The 23,065-nt window shown below is 71.7% G+C and carries 32 protein-coding genes and 1 tRNA gene; 10 read left to right on the top strand and 23 right to left on the bottom strand.

Annotated elements, in window-relative coordinates:
• Positions 1 to 6: 6 nt before the first annotated feature.
• Both LQ940_RS16745 and LQ940_RS16750 read right to left on the bottom strand, forming a co-directional pair.
• Positions 7 to 765: an ABC transporter permease gene (locus tag LQ940_RS16745; protein WP_231244786.1), complete on the bottom strand. Its 759-nt coding sequence runs from the start codon at positions 763 to 765 to the stop codon at positions 7 to 9.
• Positions 752 to 1,534 carry an ABC transporter ATP-binding protein gene (locus LQ940_RS16750; RefSeq protein WP_231244785.1) on the bottom strand — a complete coding sequence of 261 codons (783 nt, stop codon included), beginning with the start codon at positions 1,532 to 1,534 and terminating at the stop codon, positions 752 to 754. Before LQ940_RS16750 ends, LQ940_RS16745 begins: the two co-directional genes overlap by 14 nt.
• 299 nt (positions 1,535 to 1,833) lie before the next feature.
• Between LQ940_RS16750 and LQ940_RS16755 the strand changes: the two genes are divergently transcribed.
• Positions 1,834 to 2,532, top strand: coding sequence for a GntR family transcriptional regulator (locus LQ940_RS16755; RefSeq protein WP_231244784.1), 699 nt, complete (start codon positions 1,834 to 1,836; stop codon positions 2,530 to 2,532).
• A gap of 10 nt (positions 2,533 to 2,542) precedes the next feature.
• Entirely contained in the window at positions 2,543 to 3,196 is a 654-nt protein-coding gene (locus tag LQ940_RS16760) for a response regulator transcription factor (protein ID WP_231244783.1), read from the top strand.
• Between the two features lie 35 nt (positions 3,197 to 3,231).
• Here LQ940_RS16760 and LQ940_RS16765 read toward each other — a convergent pair whose 3' ends face one another.
• From LQ940_RS16765 to LQ940_RS16790, 6 genes are read right to left on the bottom strand one after another with little or no spacing between them, the layout of a single operon-like run.
• Positions 3,232 to 3,555 carry a GroES family chaperonin gene (locus LQ940_RS16765; protein ID WP_231244782.1) on the bottom strand — a complete coding sequence of 108 codons (324 nt, stop codon included), beginning with the start codon at positions 3,553 to 3,555 and terminating at the stop codon, positions 3,232 to 3,234.
• Positions 3,556 to 3,572: 17 nt separating this feature from the next.
• On the bottom strand, positions 3,573 to 3,821 hold the full coding sequence (locus LQ940_RS16770) for a DUF3618 domain-containing protein (RefSeq protein WP_231244781.1): 249 nt from the start codon (positions 3,819 to 3,821) through the stop codon (positions 3,573 to 3,575).
• Positions 3,818 to 4,573: an energy-coupling factor ABC transporter ATP-binding protein gene (locus tag LQ940_RS16775; protein WP_231244780.1), complete on the bottom strand. Its 756-nt coding sequence runs from the start codon at positions 4,571 to 4,573 to the stop codon at positions 3,818 to 3,820. Before LQ940_RS16775 ends, LQ940_RS16770 begins: the two co-directional genes overlap by 4 nt.
• Positions 4,570 to 5,235, bottom strand: coding sequence for a cobalt ECF transporter T component CbiQ (gene cbiQ, locus LQ940_RS16780; protein ID WP_231244779.1), 666 nt, complete (start codon positions 5,233 to 5,235; stop codon positions 4,570 to 4,572). The genes LQ940_RS16775 and cbiQ overlap by 4 nt, the downstream gene beginning before the upstream one ends.
• A 1-nt stretch (position 5,236) precedes the next feature.
• A complete protein-coding gene (locus LQ940_RS16785; RefSeq protein ID WP_231244778.1) occupies positions 5,237 to 5,542 on the bottom strand; it encodes a PDGLE domain-containing protein in 306 nt (101 codons plus the stop codon).
• Positions 5,539 to 6,225: an energy-coupling factor ABC transporter permease gene (locus tag LQ940_RS16790; RefSeq protein WP_231244777.1), complete on the bottom strand. Its 687-nt coding sequence runs from the start codon at positions 6,223 to 6,225 to the stop codon at positions 5,539 to 5,541. Before LQ940_RS16790 ends, LQ940_RS16785 begins: the two co-directional genes overlap by 4 nt.
• Before the next feature lie 80 nt (positions 6,226 to 6,305).
• On the opposite strand from LQ940_RS16790, the gene bcp reads away from it, so the two are divergent.
• The 3 genes from bcp to LQ940_RS16805 all read left to right on the top strand — a co-directional run bounded on the left by bcp (position 6,306) and on the right by LQ940_RS16805 (position 8,148).
• Entirely contained in the window at positions 6,306 to 6,782 is a 477-nt protein-coding gene (bcp, locus tag LQ940_RS16795) for a thioredoxin-dependent thiol peroxidase (protein ID WP_231244776.1), read from the top strand.
• Between the two features lie 39 nt (positions 6,783 to 6,821).
• Positions 6,822 to 6,903, top strand: a tRNA-Leu gene (locus tag LQ940_RS16800).
• A gap of 36 nt (positions 6,904 to 6,939) precedes the next feature.
• Positions 6,940 to 8,148, top strand: a complete 1,209-nt coding sequence (locus tag LQ940_RS16805; protein WP_231244775.1) for a hypothetical protein — start codon at positions 6,940 to 6,942, stop codon at positions 8,146 to 8,148.
• Here the strand turns inward: LQ940_RS16805 and LQ940_RS16810 are convergent.
• Positions 8,145 to 8,723: a 1-acyl-sn-glycerol-3-phosphate acyltransferase gene (locus tag LQ940_RS16810; protein WP_231244774.1), complete on the bottom strand. Its 579-nt coding sequence runs from the start codon at positions 8,721 to 8,723 to the stop codon at positions 8,145 to 8,147. The genes LQ940_RS16805 and LQ940_RS16810 overlap by 4 nt on opposite strands.
• Before the next feature lie 59 nt (positions 8,724 to 8,782).
• On the opposite strand from LQ940_RS16810, the gene LQ940_RS16815 reads away from it, so the two are divergent.
• The gene (locus LQ940_RS16815) at positions 8,783 to 9,661 is read left to right on the top strand and encodes a bile acid:sodium symporter family protein (RefSeq protein ID WP_231244773.1); all 879 of its coding nucleotides are present in this window, start codon (positions 8,783 to 8,785) and stop codon (positions 9,659 to 9,661) included.
• Here the strand turns inward: LQ940_RS16815 and rdgB are convergent.
• Genes rdgB through LQ940_RS16835 form a run of 4 tightly spaced genes read right to left on the bottom strand, consistent with a single transcriptional unit; the run spans position 9,631 to position 12,779 of the window.
• Positions 9,631 to 10,242, bottom strand: a complete 612-nt coding sequence (gene rdgB, locus LQ940_RS16820; RefSeq protein WP_231244772.1) for an RdgB/HAM1 family non-canonical purine NTP pyrophosphatase — start codon at positions 10,240 to 10,242, stop codon at positions 9,631 to 9,633. The two genes, LQ940_RS16815 and rdgB, sit on opposite strands and share 31 nt — an antisense overlap.
• Positions 10,239 to 10,976 (bottom strand): ribonuclease PH, encoded by a 738-nt coding sequence (gene rph, locus LQ940_RS16825; RefSeq protein ID WP_231244771.1) that lies wholly within the window; start codon positions 10,974 to 10,976, stop codon positions 10,239 to 10,241. Before rph ends, rdgB begins: the two co-directional genes overlap by 4 nt.
• A gap of 43 nt (positions 10,977 to 11,019) precedes the next feature.
• Positions 11,020 to 11,853: an ABC transporter permease gene (locus LQ940_RS16830; RefSeq protein ID WP_231244770.1), complete on the bottom strand. Its 834-nt coding sequence runs from the start codon at positions 11,851 to 11,853 to the stop codon at positions 11,020 to 11,022.
• Positions 11,850 to 12,779 (bottom strand): ABC transporter ATP-binding protein, encoded by a 930-nt coding sequence (locus LQ940_RS16835; protein ID WP_231244769.1) that lies wholly within the window; start codon positions 12,777 to 12,779, stop codon positions 11,850 to 11,852. The genes LQ940_RS16830 and LQ940_RS16835 overlap by 4 nt, the downstream gene beginning before the upstream one ends.
• Before the next feature lie 130 nt (positions 12,780 to 12,909).
• On the opposite strand from LQ940_RS16835, the gene LQ940_RS16840 reads away from it, so the two are divergent.
• The gene (locus tag LQ940_RS16840) at positions 12,910 to 14,070 is read left to right on the top strand and encodes a sensor histidine kinase (protein ID WP_231244768.1); all 1,161 of its coding nucleotides are present in this window, start codon (positions 12,910 to 12,912) and stop codon (positions 14,068 to 14,070) included.
• On the top strand, positions 14,067 to 14,726 hold the full coding sequence (locus LQ940_RS16845) for a response regulator (protein WP_231244767.1): 660 nt from the start codon (positions 14,067 to 14,069) through the stop codon (positions 14,724 to 14,726). The genes LQ940_RS16840 and LQ940_RS16845 overlap by 4 nt, the downstream gene beginning before the upstream one ends.
• A 7-nt stretch (positions 14,727 to 14,733) precedes the next feature.
• On the opposite strand, the gene LQ940_RS16850 is transcribed toward LQ940_RS16845, so the two are convergent.
• The gene (locus tag LQ940_RS16850) at positions 14,734 to 15,492 is read right to left on the bottom strand and encodes an MBL fold metallo-hydrolase (RefSeq protein WP_231244766.1); all 759 of its coding nucleotides are present in this window, start codon (positions 15,490 to 15,492) and stop codon (positions 14,734 to 14,736) included.
• Entirely contained in the window at positions 15,489 to 16,313 is an 825-nt protein-coding gene (murI, locus tag LQ940_RS16855) for a glutamate racemase (RefSeq protein ID WP_231244765.1), read from the bottom strand. Before murI ends, LQ940_RS16850 begins: the two co-directional genes overlap by 4 nt.
• Before the next feature lie 79 nt (positions 16,314 to 16,392).
• On the opposite strand from murI, the gene LQ940_RS16860 reads away from it, so the two are divergent.
• A complete protein-coding gene (locus tag LQ940_RS16860) occupies positions 16,393 to 17,415 on the top strand; it encodes an alkaline phosphatase family protein (RefSeq protein WP_231244764.1) in 1,023 nt (340 codons plus the stop codon).
• Here LQ940_RS16860 and LQ940_RS16865 read toward each other — a convergent pair.
• From LQ940_RS16865 to clpS, 8 genes are read right to left on the bottom strand one after another with little or no spacing between them, the layout of a single operon-like run.
• Positions 17,412 to 18,512: a DUF3152 domain-containing protein gene (locus tag LQ940_RS16865; RefSeq protein ID WP_231244763.1), complete on the bottom strand. Its 1,101-nt coding sequence runs from the start codon at positions 18,510 to 18,512 to the stop codon at positions 17,412 to 17,414. The genes LQ940_RS16860 and LQ940_RS16865 overlap by 4 nt on opposite strands.
• A 39-nt stretch (positions 18,513 to 18,551) precedes the next feature.
• Positions 18,552 to 19,499 carry a PLP-dependent cysteine synthase family protein gene (locus LQ940_RS16870; RefSeq protein ID WP_231244762.1) on the bottom strand — a complete coding sequence of 316 codons (948 nt, stop codon included), beginning with the start codon at positions 19,497 to 19,499 and terminating at the stop codon, positions 18,552 to 18,554.
• Between the two features lie 34 nt (positions 19,500 to 19,533).
• A complete protein-coding gene (locus LQ940_RS16875; protein WP_231244761.1) occupies positions 19,534 to 20,088 on the bottom strand; it encodes an NYN domain-containing protein in 555 nt (184 codons plus the stop codon).
• Positions 20,089 to 20,093: 5 nt separating this feature from the next.
• Positions 20,094 to 20,366, bottom strand: coding sequence for a MoaD/ThiS family protein (locus tag LQ940_RS16880; protein WP_231244760.1), 273 nt, complete (start codon positions 20,364 to 20,366; stop codon positions 20,094 to 20,096).
• 33 nt (positions 20,367 to 20,399) lie between these two features.
• Positions 20,400 to 20,834 (bottom strand): Mov34/MPN/PAD-1 family protein, encoded by a 435-nt coding sequence (locus LQ940_RS16885; protein WP_231244759.1) that lies wholly within the window; start codon positions 20,832 to 20,834, stop codon positions 20,400 to 20,402.
• An 18-nt stretch (positions 20,835 to 20,852) separates the two neighbouring features.
• Complete coding sequence (locus LQ940_RS16890) at positions 20,853 to 21,320, bottom strand: NUDIX hydrolase (protein ID WP_231244758.1); 468 nt, start codon at positions 21,318 to 21,320, stop codon at positions 20,853 to 20,855.
• Positions 21,321 to 21,338: 18 nt separating this feature from the next.
• Positions 21,339 to 21,923 (bottom strand): DUF2017 domain-containing protein, encoded by a 585-nt coding sequence (locus LQ940_RS16895; protein ID WP_231244757.1) that lies wholly within the window; start codon positions 21,921 to 21,923, stop codon positions 21,339 to 21,341.
• Between the two features lie 2 nt (positions 21,924 to 21,925).
• Entirely contained in the window at positions 21,926 to 22,234 is a 309-nt protein-coding gene (gene clpS / locus LQ940_RS16900) for an ATP-dependent Clp protease adapter ClpS (RefSeq protein ID WP_331275724.1), read from the bottom strand.
• A gap of 25 nt (positions 22,235 to 22,259) precedes the next feature.
• On the opposite strand from clpS, the gene LQ940_RS16905 reads away from it, so the two are divergent.
• The gene (locus tag LQ940_RS16905; RefSeq protein ID WP_231244756.1) at positions 22,260 to 23,039 is read left to right on the top strand and encodes an enoyl-CoA hydratase-related protein; all 780 of its coding nucleotides are present in this window, start codon (positions 22,260 to 22,262) and stop codon (positions 23,037 to 23,039) included.
• Positions 23,040 to 23,065: the final 26 nt, after the last annotated feature.

Genomic DNA, 23,065 nt, shown 5'->3' on the forward strand with positions numbered 1-23,065 from the left:
TGGTGTTCACCCTTCCCAGAAGATGACCCGCCGGCGGATCAGCCGGACGGTTTGGTTGATTGCCACGCCCATGACCGAGAGCACCAGGAAGACGGCGAACATGCCGGCGGTGTCATAGGAGTGCTGCAGGTTCTGCAGGAGGACGCCCACTCCTGCTTGGGCGCTGATGAACTCCGCGACGATCGCGCCGAGGGTCGCGTAGACGGAGACGAGCTCGATGCCCGCGAAGATCGACGGCAGGGCCGTGGGGAACAGCAGCCGGCTCCAGATCTGCATCCGGGAGGCGTTCATCGACTTGAACAGCTCGACTCGCGACGGGTCGACGCCGTTGACGCCGCTCATGGTGTTGATCAGGAGCGGGAAGAAGCACAGCAGGCCGGCCAGGAGGATCTTGGAGGTGGCGCCGAACCCGAACCAGATCAGCAGCAGCGGCGCCAGTGCCACCTTGGGGACGCCCTGCAGCGCGATCAGGTAGGGGTAGAAGAGCCGCCGAGCGGTGTCGGAGGTGCCGAGGAGGAAGCCGAGGATGATCGCGACCGTGCCGCCGATCAAGAGCCCGGCCATCGCCTCGCCGAGCGTCACCTTGAAGTTCTCGTACATCACCTCGAGCCGCTCGGCCGACGTGAAGGACTCCAGGACCGAGCTCAGCTTGGGGAAGATGAACGGCTGGATGCCCAGCGCCCCGGGTAGGAACTGCCAGGCCGCCAGGACTGCGGCGAACAGCAGCAGCGGCGCGACGTGCCGCGAGAACTCAAGCCGACGCATGCGTGGGCGCTCCTTCGGTGAAGTACGCCCGGATCCGGGCGCTGGTGCTGGCGAACTCGGGCATCTCCATCACCGAGGCGTCGCGACGGTCGGGCAGCGGCACGTCGATGACGTCCAGGACCCGTCCGGGGCGCGACGACATCACGACGATCTTCTGGGAGAGGAAGACCGCCTCGGAGATGCTGTGGGTGATGAGGATCGTGGTGGGGGCGTCGGCGGCCCAGATGTTGTGCAGATCCAGGTTCATCTGGTCGCGGGTCATCGCGTCGAGGGCCCCGAAGGGCTCGTCGAGCAGGAGCAGCGAGGGCTTGGTGCCGAGGGCCCGGCACAGCGACACCCGCTGCTGCATGCCGCCGGAGAGCTGGTTGGGCAGCGACTTCTCGAAGCCCGCCAGCCCGGCGCGGTCCAGGAGTCGCAGCGCGTTGTCCTTGTCGGCCTGCGTGACCTTGCGCTTGATCTTGATCGGCAGCAGCACGTTCTTGAGCACCGTGAGCCACGGCAGCAGGGTCGGGGCCTGGAACATGATCCCGGTGTCCGCGCGCGGGCCCGTGAGCGGCTCGTCGCCGATCCGGATCTCGCCGCGGGTGGCCGGCACCAGGCCGGCGATGCTCTTCAGCAGGGTGGTCTTGCCGCACCCGCTCGGGCCGACGATCGACAAGAACGTGCCCGCCGGGATGTCGAGGTCGAGGTCCTCGATGGCCACGGTGGGCTCGGAGCCGGACCTCGTGTAGGTGATGTTGAGACTGGTGACGCTGACCTGAGAGGCCATTTCTCCTCCGACTTCCGGATGCAGGGGTAGGCGGAGCGGCCGGCGGGGGTGACCTGCCGGCTGCTCGACCGGGGCGGGCCCATGCGGGCGCGCCGGTGTGCCGGGCGCTGAGGTGTAGAACGCCGCCGGCGTGTGCAACGTGTCACGCGCCCGAATTACTGTCAACAGTTTCCAGTTCACAACAGTCCTGCCTCGCACTGAGTGCCACATCGGCACCGCGACGTTGACGGAAGGGGACTGCCTGCCCTACCGTCCGCCGCCAGTCCCCCACCCGGGTGAGCCGTCACGGAAGGCGAGGCATGACCGAGCCCACCGCGCCCCCGTCGACGAGCCGGCTTCGCCTCACGACGGCGCGCGACCTGGCCCAGAGCGCCCTACGTGACCTGGTGCTCCAGGGGAGTCTGGCGCCCGGAGACCGGGTCAACGAGGTCCTCCTCGCCGAGGAGCTGGGCATCAGCCGAGGGCCGCTGCGTGAGGCCATCCAGGGCCTGGCGAGCGAGGGCCTGCTGCAGATCGTGCGGCACAAGGGGGCGTTCGTGACGGCCGTCGACGCCGACGAGCTCCGCGACCTGTACGAGCTGCGCAGCGCGCTCGAGGGCTTCGCCGTGCGCGTCGCCTGCGCGGGCCGCAGCCCACGCACTCCCGACCAGATCGCCGCGCTGGCGACCCTGGCCAGCTCAGCGCCGGACGACGACCTGCCGTACTCCTCCGACCTCGACTTCCACCACGGTCTCGTGGAGCTGGCCGGCAACCAGTCCCTGCTGCGCACCTGGACCGACGTCCACACGCGGATCTCGTTGGCGCGAGCCCGCTCGGCCCGCCAGCCCGAGCGCGCCCAGGAGGCCGCCGGCGAGCACGCGCAGATCCTGGAGGCGATCGACGGGCGCCAGGGCGCCCGCGCCACCAGGCTGCTCGCCAAGCACCTCTGGCGCTCCTACGAGAGCGCCGCATCACTCCTGGGCGACTCGCCCGACCCCGAACACCGCGATCCTGCGTAAACTCACGCCCGTGTCCTCACCCATCCGCCTGGCGATCGTCAACGACTACGAGATCGTGGTCCACGGCGTCGCGGCGGCGCTGGCGCCTCACGGCGACCGCGTCGAGGTCGTGGAGCTGGACTCCCGGCTACCGGTCGTCAGCGACGTGGACGTGCTGCTCTACGACACGTTCGGCCAGGCCCAGGGTGACGCCGTCGACCTGGACCAGCTGGTGGCCGGCGGCAGCGCCAAGGTCGTCATCTTCACCTGGAACGTCCAGCCGGAGCTCGTCGATCGCGCGCTCGCCCGCGGTGCGGCCGGCTACCTGTCGAAGGCGCTCACCGCCGAGGAGCTCGTCAAGAGCATCGAGGCGGTCCACGCCGGCACCACGGTGACCGCCGGCCTCGACACCAACGGCGACGCGGTCGACACCATCGGCCGGTGGCCCGGCGTCGACCACGGCCTCAGCGTGCGTGAGGCAGAGGTCATCGCGCTCATCACGCAGGGACTCTCGAACCAGGAGATCGCCGACCGGTGCTATCTCAGCATCAACTCGGTGAAGACCTATGTGCGCACGGCCTACCGCAAGATGGAGGTCACGCGCCGGTCGCAGGCGGTGCTGTGGGGGATCGCGCACGGCTTCGCGCCCGACCGCAGCCGGACCCTCGACCCCAACTCGGACTGACCGCGCGAGCGACCTGGCCTACAGGTACACCTGGCCTACAGGTACAGCCCGGTCGTCTCGTCCGCGAGGCGGTCGGCCGCCACGGCGTGGACGTCGCGCTCGCGCATGACGACGTAGACCTCGCCGTGGACCTCGACCTCGGCCTTGTCCTCGGGGTCGAACAGGACCCGGTCGCCGGCCTCGACCGCGCGGGCCTGCGGACCGACGGCGACGACCCGGGACCACGCCAGGCGGCGTGCCCCCATGGCGGCGGTGGCGGGGATGACGATGCCGCCGGAGGAGCGGCGCTCTCCCGAGTCATCGTCCAGCTCACACAGGATGCGGTCGTGCAGCATCTTGATGGCGCGCTTCTCAGGCATAACGGGGCTCCGCAGCTTCAGCCGGCGACCTTGCGGATGACGACGAAGAGCGCGACCACCCCGACGACACCGCCGACGACCTTGAGGATGTTGTCGGTGCGGGGCTGGCCGGTCGCCGGGTCCACGAAGTGGGCCTTGAGCGTCGCGACCTCGCGACCGGCGATGGTCTTGGGGCTGGCGCGGTAGAGGAGCTCGTCGATCGTGCCCGCCAGCCGCTCACGGGTGGCTTCGATCTCGGCCTCGAGGTCTGACGGGTCGGTGCTCACCCGGGAAGGCTATCAATGGTCCGCGGGTCGAACCCGAACGGGAGCTCCAGGCGGTGGGCGCGCATCAGCGCGTCATCGGTGAGGACGTCGTACGTCGCGTCGTCGGCGACCACGTGACCGTCACTGAGAATGACCGCGCGGGGGCACAGCTCGAGGGCGTAGGGCAGGTCGTGGGTGACCATCAGGACGGTCACGTCGAGCGAGCGCAGGATGTCGGCGAGCTCGCGGCGCGAGGCCGGGTCGAGGTTGGACGACGGCTCGTCGAGCACCAGGATCTCCGGCTCCATGGCCAGCACGGTGGCGACCGCGACCCGGCGACGCTGGCCGAACGAGAGGTGGTGCGGCGGGCGGTCGGCGAAGTCGGCCATGCCCACCATGTCCAGGGCGGCCATGACCCGGGCCTCGAGGGCCGCGCCCTTGAGGCCGAGGTTGGCGGGGCCGAACGCGACATCCTGGCGCACCGTGCCCATGAACAGCTGGTCGTCGGGGTCCTGGAAGACGATACCGACGCGGCGGCGGATCTCGGCGAGGTTGCCCTTCTCCACGGGGAGCCCGCTGACGGCCACGGTCCCGGCGCCTGCGGTGAGGATCCCGTTGAGGTGCAGGACCAGCGTGGTCTTGCCGGCGCCGTTGGGCCCGAGCAGCGCCACCCGCTCGCCGCGGTGGACGTGCAGGTCCACGCCGAACAGCGCCTGGTGCCCGTCGGGATAGGCGTAGGCCAGGCCGCGGACGTCGAGCACCGGGGTGGTCACGGGAGCCGCCCGGTGTAGCCGCGCGACAGCATCGCGAGGTGGACCCGCTCGCCGCGCTCGTAGGAGCGGATGAACAGCGCGCCCAGCGTGCGGGCGAGCGTCGGCCAGCTCCGGGGGGAGCGCGGGTTCATCCCGCGTGAGCGCATGGACACCATCATCCGCCCCAGGTCGGCGGTGACGACGTCGAGGTAGCGGATCATGAAGCCCATGATCTGCACGACCAGGTCGGGCACGCGGAGACGACGCAGTCCCACGAGCACGTCGGTCGGCTCGGTCGTGGCCGCGAGCGTCAGGGACGCCATGACGCCGAGGGTGCCCTTGGCGAGCAGGCCCCAGGCGGCGACCAGCCCCGGCTCGGAGACGCTCAGGCCGAGCACCTCGACGCGGGGGCCGGTCGCGATGAACGGCACCAGCACCGCGAAGACCACGAACGGCACCTCGATGACCATGCGTCTGACGACGTAGAGGAGCGGGACGCGCGAGAGCAGGATGACCGCGAGGACGACGAGGAGATAGCCGGCGAAGACCGGGTACCAGCCGCGCGGCGTCGCGACCACCGTGAGCATGAACGCGACCAGCGTCAGGACCTTCAGGTGGGCCGGGGCGCGGTGAACGACGCTGTGGCCGTGGAAGAACAGCCGGTGGCCGTGACCGGCGCCCACGTCAGCCCGCCGAGTCGGACGGGGTGCGGCGGCGTACGGCGTAGCCCACTCCCCCGGCGATGACGAGCACGAGCAGGACCCCCACGACCCCCGCGAGGCCGCCGCTCAGCCGCTCGTCCTCCACCCCGGACGTCTGGTAGTCGGCGAACGGGCTGTCGCCGGTCTTCGGCTCCTCGGCGGAGTCGATGAACCCGGTCTTCTCGGCGACGTACTCGAGCCCGTCGGGGTGGGCGCTGGCGTAGTAGCTGCCGACGCCTGCGAGCAGCAGTGCGGCGAGCAGCCCGACGACGAAGAATCGGGTCCTCACGCGACTGCCTTCCGGATCTCGAGGTCCGCGACCGGCACCAGATGGCGCGCCCCGTGGACCAGGTCGGGTCGAGCGGCGACCACGGAGGCGACCACCAGCCCGGTGACCAGCGCCTCGCCGACGCCGATGACGGTGTGCCAGCCCAGCATCGCGGTGAGGACCGCACCGGTGTCGACGGGCGCCGTGCCGCCGATCACGAAGAGCAGGGTGAAGACGGCCGCGGCCGCGGGGACGGACACCAGCGCCCCGATGGCCGCGGCGGGTGCGACCGACGCCGTACGCCGGGGCAGCACCGCGGCGACCAGGCGGAAGACCGCGTAGCCCACGAAGCAGCCGACCAGGCCCATGAGCGTGATGTTGGTGCCGAGCGCGGTGACCCCGCCGTCGGCCATGAACAGTGCCTGGACCAGGAGCACCACGCTGAGACAGAGGGCGCCGGTCCAGGGACCGACGAGCACCGCGGCCAGCGCGCCGCCGAGCAGGTGACCGCTCGTGCCGGCGCCCACCGGGAAGTTGATCATCTGCCCGGCGAAGATGAAGGCGGCGACGAGACCGGCCATCGGGGCGGTCCGGTCGTCGAGCTCCCCGCGGGCCTTGCGCAGCGCCACCGCGACCCCGCCCGCGGCGATCACGCCGGTGACCACGGAGGTCGGGGCGTCCAGGAAGCCGTCGGGTACGTGCATGAGGGGTTCCCCCGGTCGCTAGGTTGGCTGCACCGACCATCGTACGTTATTGCACATCACTCGCAACAAGGAGCCGTTTCGTGTCCGAGACCGCCCGCCTCTCCCCCGGCGACGCCGCCCCCGACTTCACCCTGACCGACGACACCGGCGCCGAGGTCTCGCTGTCCGGCCTGCGCGGCCGCAAGGTCATCGTGTACTTCTACCCGGCCGCGATGACGCCGGGCTGCACCAAGCAGGCCTGCGACTTCACGGACTCGCTCGAGTCCCTGAAGGCTGCCGGCTACGAGGTGCTCGGCATCTCGCCGGACAAGCCCGAGAAGCTCGCCAAGTTCCGCGAGAAGGACGCCCTCACGATCCCGCTGCTCTCGGACACCGACAAGGCGGTCATGACGGCCTACGGCGCCTTCGGCGAGAAGAAGCTCTACGGCAAGGTGGTCCAGGGGGTCATCCGCTCGACCTTCGTGGTGGACGAGGACGGCAAGGTCGAGAAGGCGCAGTACAACGTCAAGGCCACCGGCCACGTCGTCAAGCTGCGGCGCGACCTCGGCCTCGACTGACGGATTCGCGCCGCCGGTTCCTAGACTGTGCGCGCACCCGCCGGAGTGGTGGAACTGGCAGACACGCAGGTTTTAGGTACCTGTGCCTTCGGGCGTGGGGGTTCAAGTCCCCCCTCCGGCACGGGTGTCCAGCCACGAACGAACAGAGAAGGTGCCCATGGAGCTCCACGAGACCCTCCGCGAGCTCGCCGCCACGTCGGGGCCGGGTGTCTTCGACGACGCGGACCTGCTGCGCGGTGCGCTCGACGACTACCTCGACGAGGGCGCCGCGTCGACCGGTGAGATCAACCTGCTCGTCGACGCCGTGCGCCTGGGCTCCTTCCGGATGATGCTCTCCACGATCGACAGCGGCGCCCAGCCGGCGCGGGCCGTCGAGACGGCCGGCGACGTGCTGGCCCGCGACCGCGGCACGACCGACGTCGCGGCGACGCGCTGGGCGTGCGCGGTGCTCGGGTACGCCGTGGGCCGGGTCGGCGACGCCGACGTCCGCCGGTTCGAGCGGCCGACCAGCCAGTCGCGGCCGAGCGCCCCGCCGCCGGCGCCGCCGACCTGGGGGCCGCCCGTCCAGTCGCCCGTCCAGTCATCGGGCCAGTCGCCCGTCCAGTCACCGTGGCAGCCGCCGCCGACCGCCCCGCCGCACCAGCCGCCGTACGCGCCCGCCGGCTACCCGGGCTCCTACCATGCGGCCCCGCCTGCGAAGCCGAAGCGGACCGGTCTGCTCGTCGCGATCGGCGCCGTCGCGCTCGTCGTCGTGGCCGGCGTCCTGACCGCCGTACTGCTGGTCTCGGGTGACGACGACGGCGGCAAGGACACGGCCGACGACCAGACCAGCAGCACCGGCGAGCCCACCACCGACCAGACGGTCGAGCCCACCGACGAGCCCACCGAGGTGCCCACGGAGGTGCCGGCGGGAGCGATCGAGGGCAACGGCTACTACTTCACGCCGCCCGAGCGCTGGACCGACGTCACCGACGAGGTCGTCGCCCGCGACGACGCGGGTCAGACCGACGTGGCGGTCGGGTGGGGCAACTCCTTCGAGGTCGCGCGCGCCAACGTCATCGTCGAGACCGGCTTCGCCGGCGGCGAGACCGACCCCGAGGTGCTCCGCCCGACCTGGGAGCGGAACATGGCCGGCGCCACCGGCGCCACCCCCGAGGACAACGGCACGACCGAGATCGACGGCGAGACCGCGGTCGGGGTGCTGATCGCCCGGATCAACGAGAACGACGTCCCGATCGAGCAGTTCGGCTACCTCACCATCCACGACGGCGACCTCTACTCGGTGATCCTGTCCACGCAGGCGGGCGACAAGGACGCCCAGGCGGCCTTCGAGGAGCTGCTCGCGACCTGGACCTGGACAACCTAGGCGCGCTCCTCGCGCAGCCGGGGCTCGGTGGCCAGCTCCGGGTGGATCCCGGTCTTGTCGGCGTAGAAGGCGCGCACCCGGTCCATGTCGGCGACCACGTCGCCGCTGAGCTCGAAGGTCGGGCCCCAGCCCACCGTGCGGCTCGGTGCGTCGACGAACGCGAGGGTCACCGGGATGCCGGTCTGTCGGGAGATCCGGTAGAAACCGGACTTCCAGTAGTCGGCGCGACCACGGGTGCCCTCGGCGGCGAGTCCGAGCAGGAACGTCTCGTCACTCGCGGCGTCGGCCAGCAGTGCGCGGATGGTGGCGCCGGGGTTGTCCCGGTCGAGCGCCACGGCGCCCGTGGCGCGCATGAGGACGCCGAGCGGGCCCTTGAAGAACGACTGCTTGACCAGCAGCCGGATCTGGACGCTGCTGTCCCAGGCGAGCAGCATCGTGAGGACCCAGTCCCAGTTGGAGGTGTGCGGGGCGCCGACCAGGATCCCCCGGCTCGGCACCTGCCCGACGGTCTTCCAGCGGGCCGCCCTCAGGGCCACGCGCGCGAACGTCCTGCGGAGGAGAAAGCGTCGACCCATCTCGAGAACGTACCGCTCGATGCGGTGTGACGAGTCCCACGCCCCGCTAGTGTCCGCGCATGGACTCCGCACTGACCGAGATCGGCTTGCCCATCGCCCTCGCCATCGTCATGTTCGGACTCGGGCTGGACCTCACGCTCGCCGACTTCCGCCGGGTCGGCAAGCACCCGAAGGCGGTCCTCGTCGCGCTGGGCTGCCAGCTCGTGCTGCTGCCGGCCGTCTGCTTCGGGCTCGTGGTGCTCTTCGACCTCTCGCCTTTCCTCGGGATCGGCATGCTCCTGCTGGCCGCGTCGCCCGGCGGCACGACCGCGAACCTGTTCAGCCACCTCTTCCGCGGCGACGTGGCGCTCAACATCACGCTGACCGCGATCAACTCGATCGTCGCCATCGCGACGCTGCCGCTGATCACCAACCTCGCGATCGACTACTTCGACAAGAACGAGACGGTCTCCATGCCGCTCGAGGAGGTGGTCAAGGTCTTCGCACTGATCCTGGTGCCGACCAGCCTCGGGATGCTGACCCGTGCCCGCCGGCCGTCGTTCGCGGCGGCGATGGACCGCCCGGTGCGCCTCGCCTCCGCGGTCATCCTCGCCGTCCTCGTGCTCGGCATCCTGCTCGCCGAGAAGGACAACGTGGGCGGCTACTTCGCCGACGTCGGTCTCATCGCGGCGGTGTTCTGCGCGATCAGCCTCGTCGTCGGGTACGTCGTCCCGCGCGCCTTCGGCGTCACCGAGGGCCAGGCGATCGCGTCGTCGTTCGAGATCGGCGTCCACAACGGGACGCTCGCGATCTTCGTCGCGGAGAACATCCTGGAGGTCAACGCGATCGCGATCCCGGGCGCCATCTACTCGCTCATCATGATCTTCCTGGCGGCCGCGTGGGGCGTGCTGATCAGCCGCCGGGTGGGTCAGCGGGAGGCGAGCAGGGTCGCGAGCTGAGGGGCGATCTCGCGCAGCGCCCGCCCCCGGTGGGAGATCGCGTCCTTGTCGGCGCGGTCGAGCTCCGCGGTCGTGCGGCCGGGGTGGTCGTCGGCGACGAAGAGCACGTCGTAGCCGAAGCCCCCGCTCCCCCGCGTCTCGCGGATGATCCGCCCGTCCATCCGCCCCTCGACGACCAGCTCGGGGCCGTCGGGATGGCAGAACGCGACGGCGCAGACGAAGTGTGCGCCGCGCCGCTCGTCGGGCACGTCGGCGAGCTGGGCCAGCAGCAGCTCGTTGTTGCGGGCGTCGGACTTGGGGGGCCCGGACCAGCGGGCGGACAGGACGCCCGGCATGCCGTTGAGCGCGTCGACGCACAGGCCGGAGTCGTCGGCGATCGTGGGCAGGCCGGTCACCGCGGCGCCGGCCCGCGCCTTGAGCAGTGCGTTGCCCGTGAAGGTCGGCGCGTCCTCGACCGGCTCGTCGTAGGCCGGCACGTCGTCGAGCCCGACGACCTCCACCTCGCCGAGGTGCTCGGCCAGGATCCGCTGCATCTCCTCGAGCTTCTTGGCGTTGCGCGAGGCCAGGAAGACCCGGGTCATGCGGTGCCGGCGAGGGCGTCGAGCTGCATGCGGGTGAGGTCGGCGCAGCCCTTCTCGGCCAGCGCGAGCAGGCCGTCGAGCTCGGCCCGGTCGAACGGCGCGCCCTCGGCGGTGCCCTGCACCTCGACGAACCTGCCGTCGCCGGTCATCACGACGTTCATGTCGGTCTCGGCGCGGACGTCCTCGACGTAGGGCAGGTCCAGGCGCGGTGCGCCGTCGATGATGCCGACGCTGATGGCGGCCACCGAGCCGGTGAGCGCCTGGGGCACACCGAGGTGCGCGCACGCGTCGACGAGCGCGATGTAGGCGCCGGTGATCGCGGCGGTGCGGGTGCCGCCGTCGGCCTGGAGCACGTCGCAGTCGATCTGGATGGTGTTCTCCCCGAGCGCCTGGTAGTCGATCACCGCGCGCAGCGAGCGACCGATCAACCGGCTGATCTCGTGGGTGCGACCGCCGATGCGGCCCTTGACCGACTCGCGGTCGGAGCGGGTGTTGGTCGCGGCCGGCAGCATCGCGTACTCCGCCGTGACCCAGCCCAGGCCCGACCCCTTGCGCCAGCGCGGTACGCCGCTCGTTGCCGACGCCGCGCACAGCACCTTGGTCCTGCCGAACTCGATGAGCACCGAGCCGGCCGCGTGGTCGAGCCAGTTGCGGGTGATCGTGACCGGGCGGAGCTCGCCGTCGGCGCGGCCGTCGACGCGGGGCGGGTGGTCGAGGTGCTGGGGAGACGTCATGCGCCCGACCCTAACGGGGGCCGGGCGCACGACGAGGACGCGGCTACTTGGGCTCGGAGGCGAGCACCCGGCGCGTGCCGATGACCAGCGGCGTGACCACCCAGATCAACACGGTGACCAGCAGCCTCAGGCCGTCCATCGCCGTGGCGGTGTCGTCGGGGTCGAGGAACGGCGTCATCGCGTACTGCATGTCGATCCAGGGGATCAGGTCCTGGGCCCAGTCGAAGATCGCGTACAGCGTGCTGTAGACGAGCAGGGGCAGCAGCAGCGCGACGACGTAGAAGACGGCGATCGACGCGGGGGTGTTGAGCAGGACGGTGCCGAACGCGTAGGCCATGAGGAAGTAGAGGAGCTGACTGAGGATCGTCAGCGCGAGCATCTCCAGGTCCAGGTTCCACTTGGGACTGTTGCCGTCCATGGCGGCGGCGACGACGTTGCCCACCGCCCCCAGGACCAGCGCGACGACGATCGTCGCCACGGCGAGGAGGACCACCGCGCCGACCTTGGCGAGCAGGACGCGGACCCGGTGCGGCTCGAGCGCGAACGTCACGAGACCGGTGCGCTGGCTCCACTCGCTGGTCACCGCGAGGATCGGGAACACCGGGAGCAGCAGCGACAGCGGGATCGTCAGGATCTGGGAGAAGCCGTCGGCGCCGATCGTGAGGTCGTCCTCGGTGAGGCCGACCACGAGCAGGACGAGGGCGACCGTGAGGACGAGCAGGATGCCGGTGGCGATCATCAGCCAGAACCCGCTGCGCGTGTCCACCATCTTGCGCCACTCCACGCGCACCAGGCGGCTGAAGGGGACGGGGGCGGTCTGGCTGATGTCGAGCGTGGGCCCCGGGGCGGCCGGCCGGCCCGATTCGATGGTGCTCATGCGGTGGCTCCTAGCTGGGTCGCGGCGTCGGGGTGGCCCTCGCGCTGCGTGTCGGACGTGAGCTCGAGGAAGAGGTCCTCCAGGCCGGCGCCACCGGAGCGCAGGTCGGTGAGGACGATGCCGTGCTCCATGGCCGTCCGGCCGACCTCGACCGCCTCGGCTCCGACCCGCAGGCCATCTCCGGCCGAGGTCACGGACAGCTGCTTGGCGCTCAGGGCGGCCGCCAGCGTCTCGTTGTCGAGCGACGTCACCAGCGTCGAGGCAGCGGCGCCGTTGGCGAGCAGCGTCTTCTTGTCGCCCTGGGCCACGATCCGGCCGCGGCCGATGAGGATCATCTCGTCGGCGATCTGCTCGACCTCGTGCAGCAGGTGGCTCGAGAGCAGGACCGTGCCGCCGCGCTCGGCGTAGCCGCGCAGCAGGCCGCGCATCCAGCGGATGCCGGCCGGGTCCAGGCCGTTGGCCGGCTCGTCGAGGATCAGCACCGACGGGTCGCCGAGCAGGGCGTGCGCGATGCCGAGGCGCTGGCGCATGCCCAGGGAGTAGTTGCGCAGCCGCCGCTTCGACTCCTCGTCGCTGAGCGAGACCAGCGCGAGCATCTCGTCGACGCGCGAGGAGGGCAGACCCATGGTGGTGGCGCCCAGCGTGAGGATCTCGCGCCCGGTGCGCCCGGCGTGCTGCGCGGAGGCGTCCAGGAGGACCCCCACGTGCAGCCCGGGGTTGGGGATGTCCTCGTACCGGTGCCCGCCGATGGTGACCCGGCCCTCGGTCCCGGGGGTCAGCCCGACCATCACCCGCATGGTGGTGGTCTTGCCGGCGCCGTTGGGCCCGAGGAAGCCGGTCACGCGACCGGGCTGGGCGACGAAGCTGACGTCGTCGACGGCGGTGAAGGCGCCGTACCTCTTGGTGAGATGTTCCACGGAGATCATGACCCCCACCTTGCCGCATGTCGGTCCGGTGCGACATCGGCCGCGCGGCGCGCCGGCGATGACCTAAGTAGGGGGTGCGGCGCGACCCCGGCCTCCTGCCGTCGCCGGCGGTGCCGCCTACGCTGCCGGTGTGGAGGGGCCCGCACCGGAGACCTATCAGCCGCCGCTGACCTGGTGGGGGCACACCTGGCGACTGCTCGTGACGCTCTCACTCAGCGCCGCCGTCTGGGTGGCCTATGCCGAGACGCAGGCCACCGAGGTGCCGATCCTCTTCTACGTCGACGTGACGGTCGGCCTGGCCGCCTACGTGCTGATGTTCTTCCGGCGTCGCTGGCCACTCCCGATCGCGCTGGTCACCAACGTCATGGGCGCCGTGTCCGGCATCGCCCAGGGACCGGCCACCCTCGCCTCCGTGTCGCTGGCGACCCGGCGCGTGCTGTGGCACGTCGCCCTCGTTGCGGTGCTGGGTCTGGTGACGTCCGTGGTCTACACCGAGACCCAGCCGAGCATCAACAACGACCCGCTGTGGGTCTCCTTGGTCGCCGCCGTGCTCGCCATCGCGGCCAGCATGGGCTGGGGCATGTTCATCGGCTCGCGCCGCGAGCTGCTGTGGACGCTGCGCCAGCGCGCGGAGCGGGCCGAGGCCGAGCAGGACCTGCGGGTCGCGCAGTCCCGGGCCACCGAGCGCGCGCGGATCGCCCGGGAGATGCACGACGTGCTCGCCCACCGGATCTCGCAGATCTCCATGCACGCCGGCGCCCTGAGCTTCCGCGAGGACCTGGACGCCGAGGCGATGCGCGAGAGTGCGGCGGTGATCCGCGACCAGGCCCACGAGGCACTCACCGACCTGCGCGGCGTGCTCGGGGTGCTGCGCGACGACACCGGGGCGGCGCTGAGCGCGCCGCAGCCGACGTACGCCGACGTGCCCGGCCTCGTGGCCGACTGCCGCGCGGAGGGCCTGGCGGTGACCCTCGTGGATCGGGTCACGGGTGCGGAGCGGGTGCCCGACGCCGTCGGGCGGACGCTCTACCGGATCGTGCAGGAGGGCATCACCAACGCCCGCAAGCACGCACCCGGCTCGCGGCTGACGATCGCCGTGTCCGGAGGTCCGGACGAGGGCGTCGACATCACGCTGCGCAACCCGATCGGCTTCGGGCCGACCGCCACCCCGGGCGCGGGGCTCGGGCTGGTGGGCCTGGCCGAGCGGGCCGTCCTGCGCGGCGGGCGGCTGGAGCACCGGACCGACCGCGGCGTCTTCGAGCTCCGCGCCTGGCTACCGTGGGCCGCATGACCTCCTCGGTGCGCGTCCTCGTCGTGGACGACGACCCCCTCGTCCGCTCCGCCTTGGGCCTGATGCTGGGCGGACAGGCGGACGTCGAGGTCGTCGGCGAGGCCGCCGACGGGCGTGCCGGCGTCGCGCTCGCGCGCGAGCTGCGCCCCGACGTCGTCCTGATGGACATCCGGATGCCGCGCCTCAACGGGCTCGACGCCACCCAGGCGCTGCGCGCCGACGCGTCGCCACCGCGGGTCATCGTGCTGACGACCTTCGACGCCGATGAGCACGTGCTGGGCGCGGTCGCCGCCGGGGCCGACGGGTTCCTGCTCAAGGACACCCCGCCCGTCCAGATCCTCGATGCCATCCGCACGGTGGCGGCCGGCGAGCCGATCCTGTCGCCCTCGGCCACCCGCACCCTGATCGACCGGGTCCGCACCCAGTCCGGCGACGGCCGCGCCGCGGAGGCCCAGCAGCGGCTCGCCCTGCTCACCGACCGCGAGCGCGACGTCGCCCTCGCCGTCGGCCGCGGCCTCAGCAACGCCGAGATCGCCACCTGCCTGCACCTGTCGGTCCCCACGGTCAAGGCGCACGTGTCCCGGCTGTTCGAGAAGCTCGGCACCACCAACCGCGTGCAGATCGCCATCTGCGTCCACGACGCCGGCCTCTCCTAGCGGACGCTCAGAGCTCGTAGACGGCGCCCGGGCGGGCCAGCTCGACCGGACCGGCGTACGACGTGCGGGCCTCGGCGAGGGCGGTCTGCCGGTCGAACCACGGCGGGATGTGCGTGAGGACCAGGCGCTCGGCGCCGGCGCGGGTGGCGGCCGAGCCGCAGTCGGTGCCGGTGAGGTGCAGGTCGGGCGGGTTGTCGTCCCCCGAGCGGAACGAGGCCTCGGCGAGCAGCAGCTGCACGTCCGAGGCGACCCGGTCCAGACCCTCGCACGGCCCGGTGTCTCCGCTGTAGCCGACCGTCGCGCCCCCGGCGGTGATCCTGAGGCCGTAGGCGGTCACCGGGTGCTCCACCGGGACGGCGACGACCGAGAACGGCCCCACCTCGAACGGCTGCTCGGTGAAGGCGCGAAAGTCGAACTCCTCGGTCATCCCCGGGTCGGTCGGCAGGTCGTAGGCGCGGGCCATGCGCTCGGCGGTGCCGTCGGGACCGAAGACCGGGATGCGCGGTTGCGGACCGGTGGGGTGGTACTTGCGCATCACGTAGTAGCCGCACAGGTCGAGGCAGTGGTCGGCGTGCAGGTGACTCACGAGCACCGCGTCGATGCCGAGCGGGTCGACGTAGCGGTGCAGGTGGCCCAGGGCACCGTTGCCGAGCTCGAGCAGGACCCGCCAGGTCCGGCCACCGGCCTCCTGCTCGAGCAGGTAGCAGGAGGCGGCCGAGTCCGGTCCGGGATAGGACCCGGAGCAGCCGATGACGGTCAGCTTCACGCGAGGCCTCCGGCGAACTGGCTCGCGGCGACCATCTCCGGGCCGAGGAAGCGACGGCCGATCGTCTCGAACTCGTCCGGGGAGCCGGTCGTCACGAACGAGTACGACGGCGTGCCGCTCTCGCGCATCAGGCCGGTGCCGACCAGCATCTTGTAGACGTCCTTGGCGCACTCCTCGGCGCTGCTCACGAGCGTGACGTCGTCGCCCATGACGTAGGAGATGACGCCCGTGAGCAGCGGGTAGTGGGTGCAGCCCAGGATCAAGGTGTCGACGCCGGCGGCCGAGAGCGGGTCGAGGTACTCGTGGGCGACGGCCAGCAGCTCGTCGCCCCCGGTCACGCCGGCCTCGACGAAGTCGACGAAGCGGGGACAGGCCTGCGTCGTGAGCTGGACGTGCGGCGCCGCGGCGAAGGCGTCGTCGTAGGCCATCGACTCGGCGGTGGCCGAGGTGCAGATGACGCCGATCCGCCCGGTGCGCGTGGCGGCGACCGCACGACGGGTGGCCGGGTAGATCACCTCGACGACCGGCACGCTGTAGCGCTCGCGGGCATCGCGCAGCATGGCCGCGCTGGCGGAGTTGCAGGCGATGACCAGTGCCTTGACGCCCTCGTCGACCAGGTGGTCCAGGCACTCCAGCGCGTACTCGCGCACCTCGCCGATGGGCTTGGGCCCGTAGGGCTGACGCGCGGTGTCGCCGACGTAGCGGATCGACTCGTGCGGCAGCTGGTCGATCACCGAGCGCGCGACCGTGAGCCCGCCGAAGCCGGAGTCGAAGATCCCGATGGGCCCCTCGCGCGGGTCGACGTCGGTGAGTGGCGGCACGACACAGAGCGTAGGTGCTGCGATGCCTCACCGCACGAACTGGCGACGGAGGTCACGTCACGGCGGTTAGGCTCGGACCATGCCCGCTCGGGCGAGACTCGTCGCCTCGTTCCTCGTCGTGCCGCTGCTGGTCCTCGTGCCCGCGGCCACGACCACGCACCCGAGCGCGTCGCCCGCCCGTACAGCGGCCGAGGAGCGGGCGGCGGTGACGCCGGGCGTGCGGGTGCTGGCCGTCTCCATCGACGGGCTGAACCCCACCGCCCTGACCCGGCTGGGCCGCACCGCGCTGCCGCACTTCTGGCGCCTGCTCGACGAGGGCGCCGCGACCCTCAACGCGCGCTCGCAGTACGAGCTGACCAAGACCCTGCCCAACCACACCAGCATGGTCACCGGGCGCCGGATCGCCCGGCGCGCGGGCGGGCACGGCGTGACCTGGAACCACGAGCGTGGAGCCGCCACCACGGCGCAGAAGGCGGCCGGCGAGCCGGTCCACTCGGTCTTCAGCGTCGTGCGGCGCGCGGGCGGGTCGAGCGCGCTGTTCTCGACGAAGGGCAAGTTCCGGCTCTTCAAGCGCTCCTGGCCCGCGGGCGTGGACCGGGTCTTCGTGCGCGAGCAGGACGACCTGGCGGTGACGAAGGCGGCCGCCGCGGACCTGGTCGCCCGGCGCCGGGCCTTCACCTTCGTGCACCTCGGGCTCGCCGACCAGGCCGGCCATGCCCACGGCTTCATGTCGCCGGCCTACCTGCGTGCCGTCGACCGCGCCGACGCGCTGCTCGGCCGGCTGCTCCGGGCGATCGGGCGCAAGGGCGTCGTCGTGCTGACCGCCGACCACGGCGGCCTCGGGCCGAGCCACTTCCAGGTCGCCCAGCTGGGTGACTACCGGATCCCGTTCGTGGCCTGGGGCCCCGGCGTCCGGCACGGCGACCTGTACGCCATGAACCCGACCTACGTGAACCCGCGGCACACGCGCCCGCGCCCGGTCGGCCCGCAGCCGGTCCGCAACGGCGACCTGGCCAACCTGGTCACCGACCTGCTCGGTCTCGGCCCCGTGCCCGGCAGCCAGTTCAACGTCCGGCAGCGCCTGCGGGTGCTGGCGGACTAGCGCAGCTCCCCGGCCGTCGGCCAGGGGTTGAACCGGCAGCCGTCGAGGCCCTTCGACTGCTGCATCATGACGGGGGCCGGGCGGCCTCGGCCCGGGCAGCCGGCGTGCCCCTTGCCCAGCCAGTGGCCGGTCTCGTGGTTGACCACCATGTGCCGGTAGCCGCGCAGCGGGCCGTGCGCGCGGTTCCACGCGGGTGACGCGCGCGTCCAGCGCAGCTGGTTGATGACGACGTAGCGGCCGACCCGGCAGCTCCACTGGCTGCTGCAGACCGGCGAGAACGCCGGCACCCGCGACGCCTCGGCCAGCACCAGCGTGAACGAGCCGCCCTTCGCCACGGGCAGGAACCGCACGCCCTTGCCACGCCAGCCGCGCGGGTCGTCGTAGGTCTCCTGAACCAGCCGGCGGAAGTCCCGGAGGCTCGTCGTGATCGTGCCGCGCGTCTCGACGTGGTAGGTCACGGTGCGGCGGACGTCGACGCGGTGGCCCACCGGCCGCGTGCGGGGAGAGCGCGCGACGGCCGGGTGGTAGCCGACCGCACGCACCGTGACCTCGACGCGGACGTGGCGACCGACGTCCTCGGGTGCGTAGGTGTAGCGACGAGCCGTGGCGCCGGGGATGGGCCTTCCGCCGCGCAGCCACTGGTACGTCGTGCGGCCGGGCTCGCTGGACCAGCGTCCACGCGCTGCCTGGACCGTGCGCGTGAACCGCTGGGGGCCGACGACCGACGGGAGCCGGCGGTTGACCAGACTCCCCCGGGCCACCGGAGCCGTCGGCTGCGAGGTCGCCTCCTCCGAGTGCCCGTCGGCATCGGTGGCGACCACCCGCACCGTGAGGCGGTGGCGCAGGTCCTCGGGCTGGATCCGATAGCTCCGGGCCGTCGCGCCGGGGATGGCGCGGTCGTCGCGCAGCCACCGGTAGGTGGCGCTCACGTCCTCGGGCACCCAGGTGCCCGGCGTCGACGTCACCACCGTGCCCACCACGGCCTCCCCCACCACCTCGGGCGGGGCGGCGTTGACCACCGGGTCGGCGTGCGCCGCGACCGGAACGAGCAGGCCGAGGGTGGTCAGGGCCGAGAGCAGAGCGGCACGGAGGAGCATCTGATCACGCTAACCCGGCTGGCCCGGGGCCGCCGCCGCTCACGCCCAGAGCTGGCCCTCGAGACGGTCCTCGGCCTCGTCGACGGTGCCCTCGTAGGCACCGGTGGAGAGGTACTTCCAGCCGCCGTCGCAGACGACGAACGCGATGTCCGCGCTCTCGCCGGCCTTGACCGCCTTGGCCGCCTGACCGAGCGCCGCGTGCAGGATCGCCCCGGTGGAGATCCCCGCGAAGATGCCCTCGAGCTCCAGCAGCTCACGCACGCGACGCACGGCGTCGCGCGGGCCGACCGAGAAGCGGGAGTCGATGAGCGAGGCGTCGTACAGCTCGGGGACGAAGCCCTCGTCGAGGTTGCGCAGCCCGTAGACGAGCTCGCCGTAGCGGGGCTCCGCGGCGACGATGCGGACCTCGGGCTTGGCCTCGCGGAAGTACCGGCTGACGCCCATGAGCGTCCCGGTGGTGCCCAGCCCAGCGACGAAGTGCGTGATCGACGGCAGGTCGGCGAGCAGCTCCGGGCCCGTCCCCTCCTGGTGCGCGAGGGCGTTGGCGTCGTTGCCGTACTGGTAGAGCATCACCCAGTCGGGGTGCTCGGCGGCGACCTGCTTGGCCACGCGCACGGCCTCGTTGGACCCGCCGGCGGCCGGCGAGGAGATGATCTCGGCGCCCCACATCCGCAGCAGCTGGCGGCGCTCCTCCGAGGTGTTCTCGGGCATGACGCACACGATGCGGTAGCCCTTGAGCTTGGCGGCCATGGCCAGCGAGATGCCGGTGTTGCCCGAGGTCGGCTCGAGGATGGTGCAGCCGGGGCGCAGCAGGCCGTCCTTCTCCGCCTCCTCGATCATCTTCAGGGCGGGGCGGTCCTTGATCGAGCCGGTGGGGTTGCGGTCCTCGAGCTTGGCCCACAGACGCACGTCGGGGCTCGGCGACAGCCGCGGGAGGCCGACGAGCGGCGTGTTGCCGACCGAGGCCAGCAGGTTGTCGTAGCGCATGGTTCTCAGGATGCCCTTCGGTGTGGCGGAGCGGCTAGCGCAGGAAGCGCTCGGGGTCGAAGTCCTCGAGGTCGATGATCCGCACGCGCGGCAGCGGCACGTTGAAGGCGTGGACGTCGTCCTCGAGGTCGTGGATCTCGATGTCGAGGTCGGAGTACTGGATGCTGACGTACTCGTCGAGCCCGACCACCCCGACGCGGCGCTCGCCGCCGAGCAGCTGCGACATCTGCGGCGCGAAGTCGGCGTCGTGGCTGACGAGCAGCACGTCGTCGTCGTGACCGACCAGGGCCTCGAGGGTGCGCTGGATGCCGACGTCCACGACCTTCTGGTCGCTGCGCCCGGCCAGCGGGATCGGCCGGTAGTCCATGGCCAGCAGCGCCTGGATGAAGCTGCCGGGCAGCTGTCCGTTGGAGGCGTTGAGGAAGAACAGCCCGACGACGGGCTGGCCCCACTCGGCCTCGGCGTACGCCGTGACGCGCTCCCAGCGCGGGCGTTCCTCGGGCAGTGGCCGCCGGCCCAGGAGGGAGTTGCCGAGCGTGGCGTCGATGTTCTCCCCGTCGACGAGGACGAACGTACGACGGCCCGGCACGGAGGTCAGCCCCCGGCGACCGCGGGGAGCACGACGACCTGGTCGCCGTCGCTGAGCGTGGCCTCCAGGCCGCCGATGAAGCGGACGTCCTCGTCGTTGATGTAGACGTTGACGAAACGGCGCAGGTCGCCGTCATCGAGCAGCCGGTCCTTGATCCCGGGGTGGCTCGCCTCGAGGTCGTCGATCAGCGCGCTCAGGCTCGCGCCCTCACCGGTGACGGCCTTCTCGCCGTCGGTGTAGGTGCGCAGGATGGTGGGGATCCGGACCTCGATGGCCATGGGTGAGACTCCTCGGGAGGTGCTGTTCGACGATCAGATGGTGGTGAGCTGGGGGACGACGACGACCTCTTCCTCGGTCACGTCGCCGTCGATGATCCTGTAGGACCTGAACTCCACGGCGCCGTCGTTATTCCCGTGCTCGCGCGTGCTGACCAGCACATAGTGGGCGTTCGGCTCCTGCGCCAGGCCGATGTCGGTGCGGCTCGGGTAGGCCTCGGTGGCGGTGTGCGAGTGGTAGATCACCACGGGCTCCTCGTCCCGCGCGTCCATGTCGCGGTAGAGCCGCAGCAGGTCCGTGGAGTCGAACTCATAGAACGTCGGGCTGCCGGCGGCGTTGACCATCTCCACGAGCCGCTCGGGACGGTCGCTGCCCTCGGGGCCCGCGACGATGCCGCAGGCCTCGTCGGGGTGGTCCCGCTTGGCGTGCGCGACGATCGCGTCGTACGTCGCCTGGAGGATGGTCAGCACCGCTCCAGGGTAGAGGGCTCAGGAGACGAACCGGGCCCCGGTCTCATCCGACAGCCCGGCCTCGATGCGGCTGATCAGCCACGGGCTCATCTCCGGGAGCCCATCGAGCGGCCACCACCGGACGTCGGTGTTCTCGTCGTCGCCGACGCGGGCCTCGCCGGCGAGCCAGGTGCAGGCGAAGGTCAGGTCGAGATAGATGCCCTTGTCCCCGTTGGCGTGCGTGATCGGCGGACTGACGCTCACGGACGCGAGACGGTCGACGCTGACCTCCACGCCGGTCTCCTCCAGGGCCTCGCGACGCGCCGCGACCCCGGGCTCCTCACCCGGGTCCACGATGCCCGTCACCGGGGCCCACTGGCCGTTGTCGGCACGCAGCGTGAGCAGCAGGTGGTCGTCGCGGACGATGACCGCGGTGACGCCGGGCAGCCAGAGCTGGTGGTCGCCGACCATCGCGCGCAGCTCGAGGACGAAGGGTGGGATCGGCATGCCCCCGATCCTCGCCCATCAGCGGCTGAGCGCGTCGACCAAGGTCTCCTGGAGGTAGCCCACCCACTCGTAGATGTCGTGTGCCTGAGAGCGCGGGTCCTCCTCGGGCAGCTCGTACCAGTACGCCTCGTCGCCGTCCTCGATCCCCAGCCGGCTGGCGAGCGCGAGCCGGACGTCGGTGAAGGAGCGCATCCAGGTCTCGGCGGTCGGCTCGTCGAGCTCGACGTCGATCATCAGCCCGTCCTCGGTGAGCTGCTCGGGCAGCCCGGCCTCCTCTAGGGTGTCGATCACGGTGCAGGCGGCGGCGGCCTTGCCGTCGCGCAGGGCGCCCTCGGTGAACCGCCGGAACTCCGCGGCCGCCTCCTCGTCGGCGGGGTAGGCCGTCGGGAACAGCCGCGCCAGGACCGGGTCCTCGGGCTCCGTGGTGGGGCCGGAGAAGTCCATCATCGCCTCGAACGGGTCCTGGTCCGCGCGGGGTACGGCGGACTCGTTGCGCAGGAGCTCGACCAGCTGGGAGGCCAGGGAGCGCAGCAGGTCGGCCTCGAAGCCGGTGAAGTTCGCGATGACCAGCCTGCTGCGCCGGTGCCGCGTGAAGCCGCTCACCCCTACTCGGACTTCTGGAGAGTGGCCCACAGGCCGTACTCGTGCATGGCCTGGACGTCGCGCTCCATCTCCTCGCGGCTGCCCGTGCTGACGACCGAGCGGCCGTCCTCGTGGACCTCCATCATCAGCTTCTCGGCCTTTGACTTGTCGTAGCCGAAGTACTTCTGGAACACGTAGGTGACGTAGGACATCAGGTTGACCGGATCGTTCCAGACGACGGTCACCCAGGGCGTGGCCAGGACCGTGACCTCGTCGGCAACGAGGTCCTTCTCGGTGTCTGGCTCGACCTCGACGGGACTGGGAGCGGACACGGATCCATGGTGGCACACTCCCGCCATGGCCTCAGACAAGGACCTGCAGGTCCGCCTCGACGACGGCGCCCTCTGGCTCACGATGGACCGGCCCGACGTCCTGAACGCGATGAGTCCCACGATGGCCGGCGACCTGGCGCGGCTGCTCGAGGAGGCGGTCGGACGCGACGACGTGCGGGTCGTGGTCCTGGCCGGCGCGGGCGGCGCGTTCAGCGCCGGCGCCGACATCTCCGGCGTGGACGCCCACGAGCGGTTCGACGTACGCGCCATGGACGCGGCCAACCGGATCATCCGCGCTGTCGTCGCCGTCGACAAGCCGGTCGTCGCGGCCGTGGGCGGCATCGCCGCGGGCGTCGGCTGCTCGGTCGCGCTGGCCTCGGACATCGTGGTCGCCGGGGAGTCCGCGACCTTCCTGCTGGCCTTCGCCCGGATCGGCTTCATGCCCGACGGCGGCGCCTCGGCGAGCGTCGCCGCCTCCATCGGCCGGGCCCGGGCGATGCGGATGGGGCTGCTCGCCGAGCCGCTCTCCGCGCGGGAGGCCTACGACACCGGGCTGGTCACCCACCTGGCGACGGACGAGGACCTCCCGGCGGTGGTCGAGAGGATCGTGCGGCGACTCGCGGCCGGCCCGCCCCTCGCGCTGGCCGCCACCAAGCGCGCCATCAACGCCGCCACGCTCACCGAGCTCGAGCCGGCCCTCGAGCGCGAGCGCACCGGCCAGAGCCTGCTCATGCGCACCGCCGACGCCGCCGAGGGCATGCGCGCCTTCGGCGAGGGTCGGCGGCCGGTCTTCCGCGGCGAGTAGCGGCGGGGGGCTGGATACCGCCACCC

This window comes from Nocardioides sp. cx-173 (genome assembly GCF_021117365.1).
In the GTDB taxonomy this organism is placed as follows: Bacteria; Actinomycetota; Actinomycetes; order Propionibacteriales; family Nocardioidaceae; genus Nocardioides.

What these genes read in the sequence shown, in the direction of transcription:
- LQ940_RS16905 (WP_231244756.1), top strand. Translation starts at nt 22,260, where the DNA reads ATGGCCTCAGACAAGGACCTGCAGGTCCGCCTCGACGACGGCGCCCTC.
- LQ940_RS16835 (WP_231244769.1), bottom strand. Translation starts at nt 12,779, where the DNA reads ATGATCTCCGTGGAACATCTCACCAAGAGGTACGGCGCCTTCACCGCC.
- LQ940_RS16890 (WP_231244758.1), bottom strand. Translation starts at nt 21,320, where the DNA reads ATGCCGATCCCACCCTTCGTCCTCGAGCTGCGCGCGATGGTCGGCGAC.
- LQ940_RS16810 (WP_231244774.1), bottom strand. Translation starts at nt 8,723, where the DNA reads ATGGGTCGACGCTTTCTCCTCCGCAGGACGTTCGCGCGCGTGGCCCTG.
- LQ940_RS16745 (WP_231244786.1), bottom strand. Translation starts at nt 765, where the DNA reads ATGCGTCGGCTTGAGTTCTCGCGGCACGTCGCGCCGCTGCTGCTGTTC.
- LQ940_RS16860 (WP_231244764.1), top strand. Translation starts at nt 16,393, where the DNA reads ATGCCCGCTCGGGCGAGACTCGTCGCCTCGTTCCTCGTCGTGCCGCTG.
- LQ940_RS16845 (WP_231244767.1), top strand. Translation starts at nt 14,067, where the DNA reads ATGACCTCCTCGGTGCGCGTCCTCGTCGTGGACGACGACCCCCTCGTC.
- LQ940_RS16815 (WP_231244773.1), top strand. Translation starts at nt 8,783, where the DNA reads ATGGACTCCGCACTGACCGAGATCGGCTTGCCCATCGCCCTCGCCATC.
- LQ940_RS16870 (WP_231244762.1), bottom strand. Translation starts at nt 19,499, where the DNA reads ATGCGCTACGACAACCTGCTGGCCTCGGTCGGCAACACGCCGCTCGTC.
- rdgB (WP_231244772.1), bottom strand. Translation starts at nt 10,242, where the DNA reads ATGACCCGGGTCTTCCTGGCCTCGCGCAACGCCAAGAAGCTCGAGGAG.
- LQ940_RS16790 (WP_231244777.1), bottom strand. Translation starts at nt 6,225, where the DNA reads ATGCACGTACCCGACGGCTTCCTGGACGCCCCGACCTCCGTGGTCACC.
- rph (WP_231244771.1), bottom strand. Translation starts at nt 10,976, where the DNA reads ATGACGTCTCCCCAGCACCTCGACCACCCGCCCCGCGTCGACGGCCGC.
- LQ940_RS16880 (WP_231244760.1), bottom strand. Translation starts at nt 20,366, where the DNA reads ATGGCCATCGAGGTCCGGATCCCCACCATCCTGCGCACCTACACCGAC.
- LQ940_RS16865 (WP_231244763.1), bottom strand. Translation starts at nt 18,512, where the DNA reads ATGCTCCTCCGTGCCGCTCTGCTCTCGGCCCTGACCACCCTCGGCCTG.
- LQ940_RS16750 (WP_231244785.1), bottom strand. Translation starts at nt 1,534, where the DNA reads ATGGCCTCTCAGGTCAGCGTCACCAGTCTCAACATCACCTACACGAGG.
- LQ940_RS16765 (WP_231244782.1), bottom strand. Translation starts at nt 3,555, where the DNA reads ATGCCTGAGAAGCGCGCCATCAAGATGCTGCACGACCGCATCCTGTGT.
- LQ940_RS16830 (WP_231244770.1), bottom strand. Translation starts at nt 11,853, where the DNA reads ATGAGCACCATCGAATCGGGCCGGCCGGCCGCCCCGGGGCCCACGCTC.
- LQ940_RS16805 (WP_231244775.1), top strand. Translation starts at nt 6,940, where the DNA reads ATGGAGCTCCACGAGACCCTCCGCGAGCTCGCCGCCACGTCGGGGCCG.
- LQ940_RS16755 (WP_231244784.1), top strand. Translation starts at nt 1,834, where the DNA reads ATGACCGAGCCCACCGCGCCCCCGTCGACGAGCCGGCTTCGCCTCACG.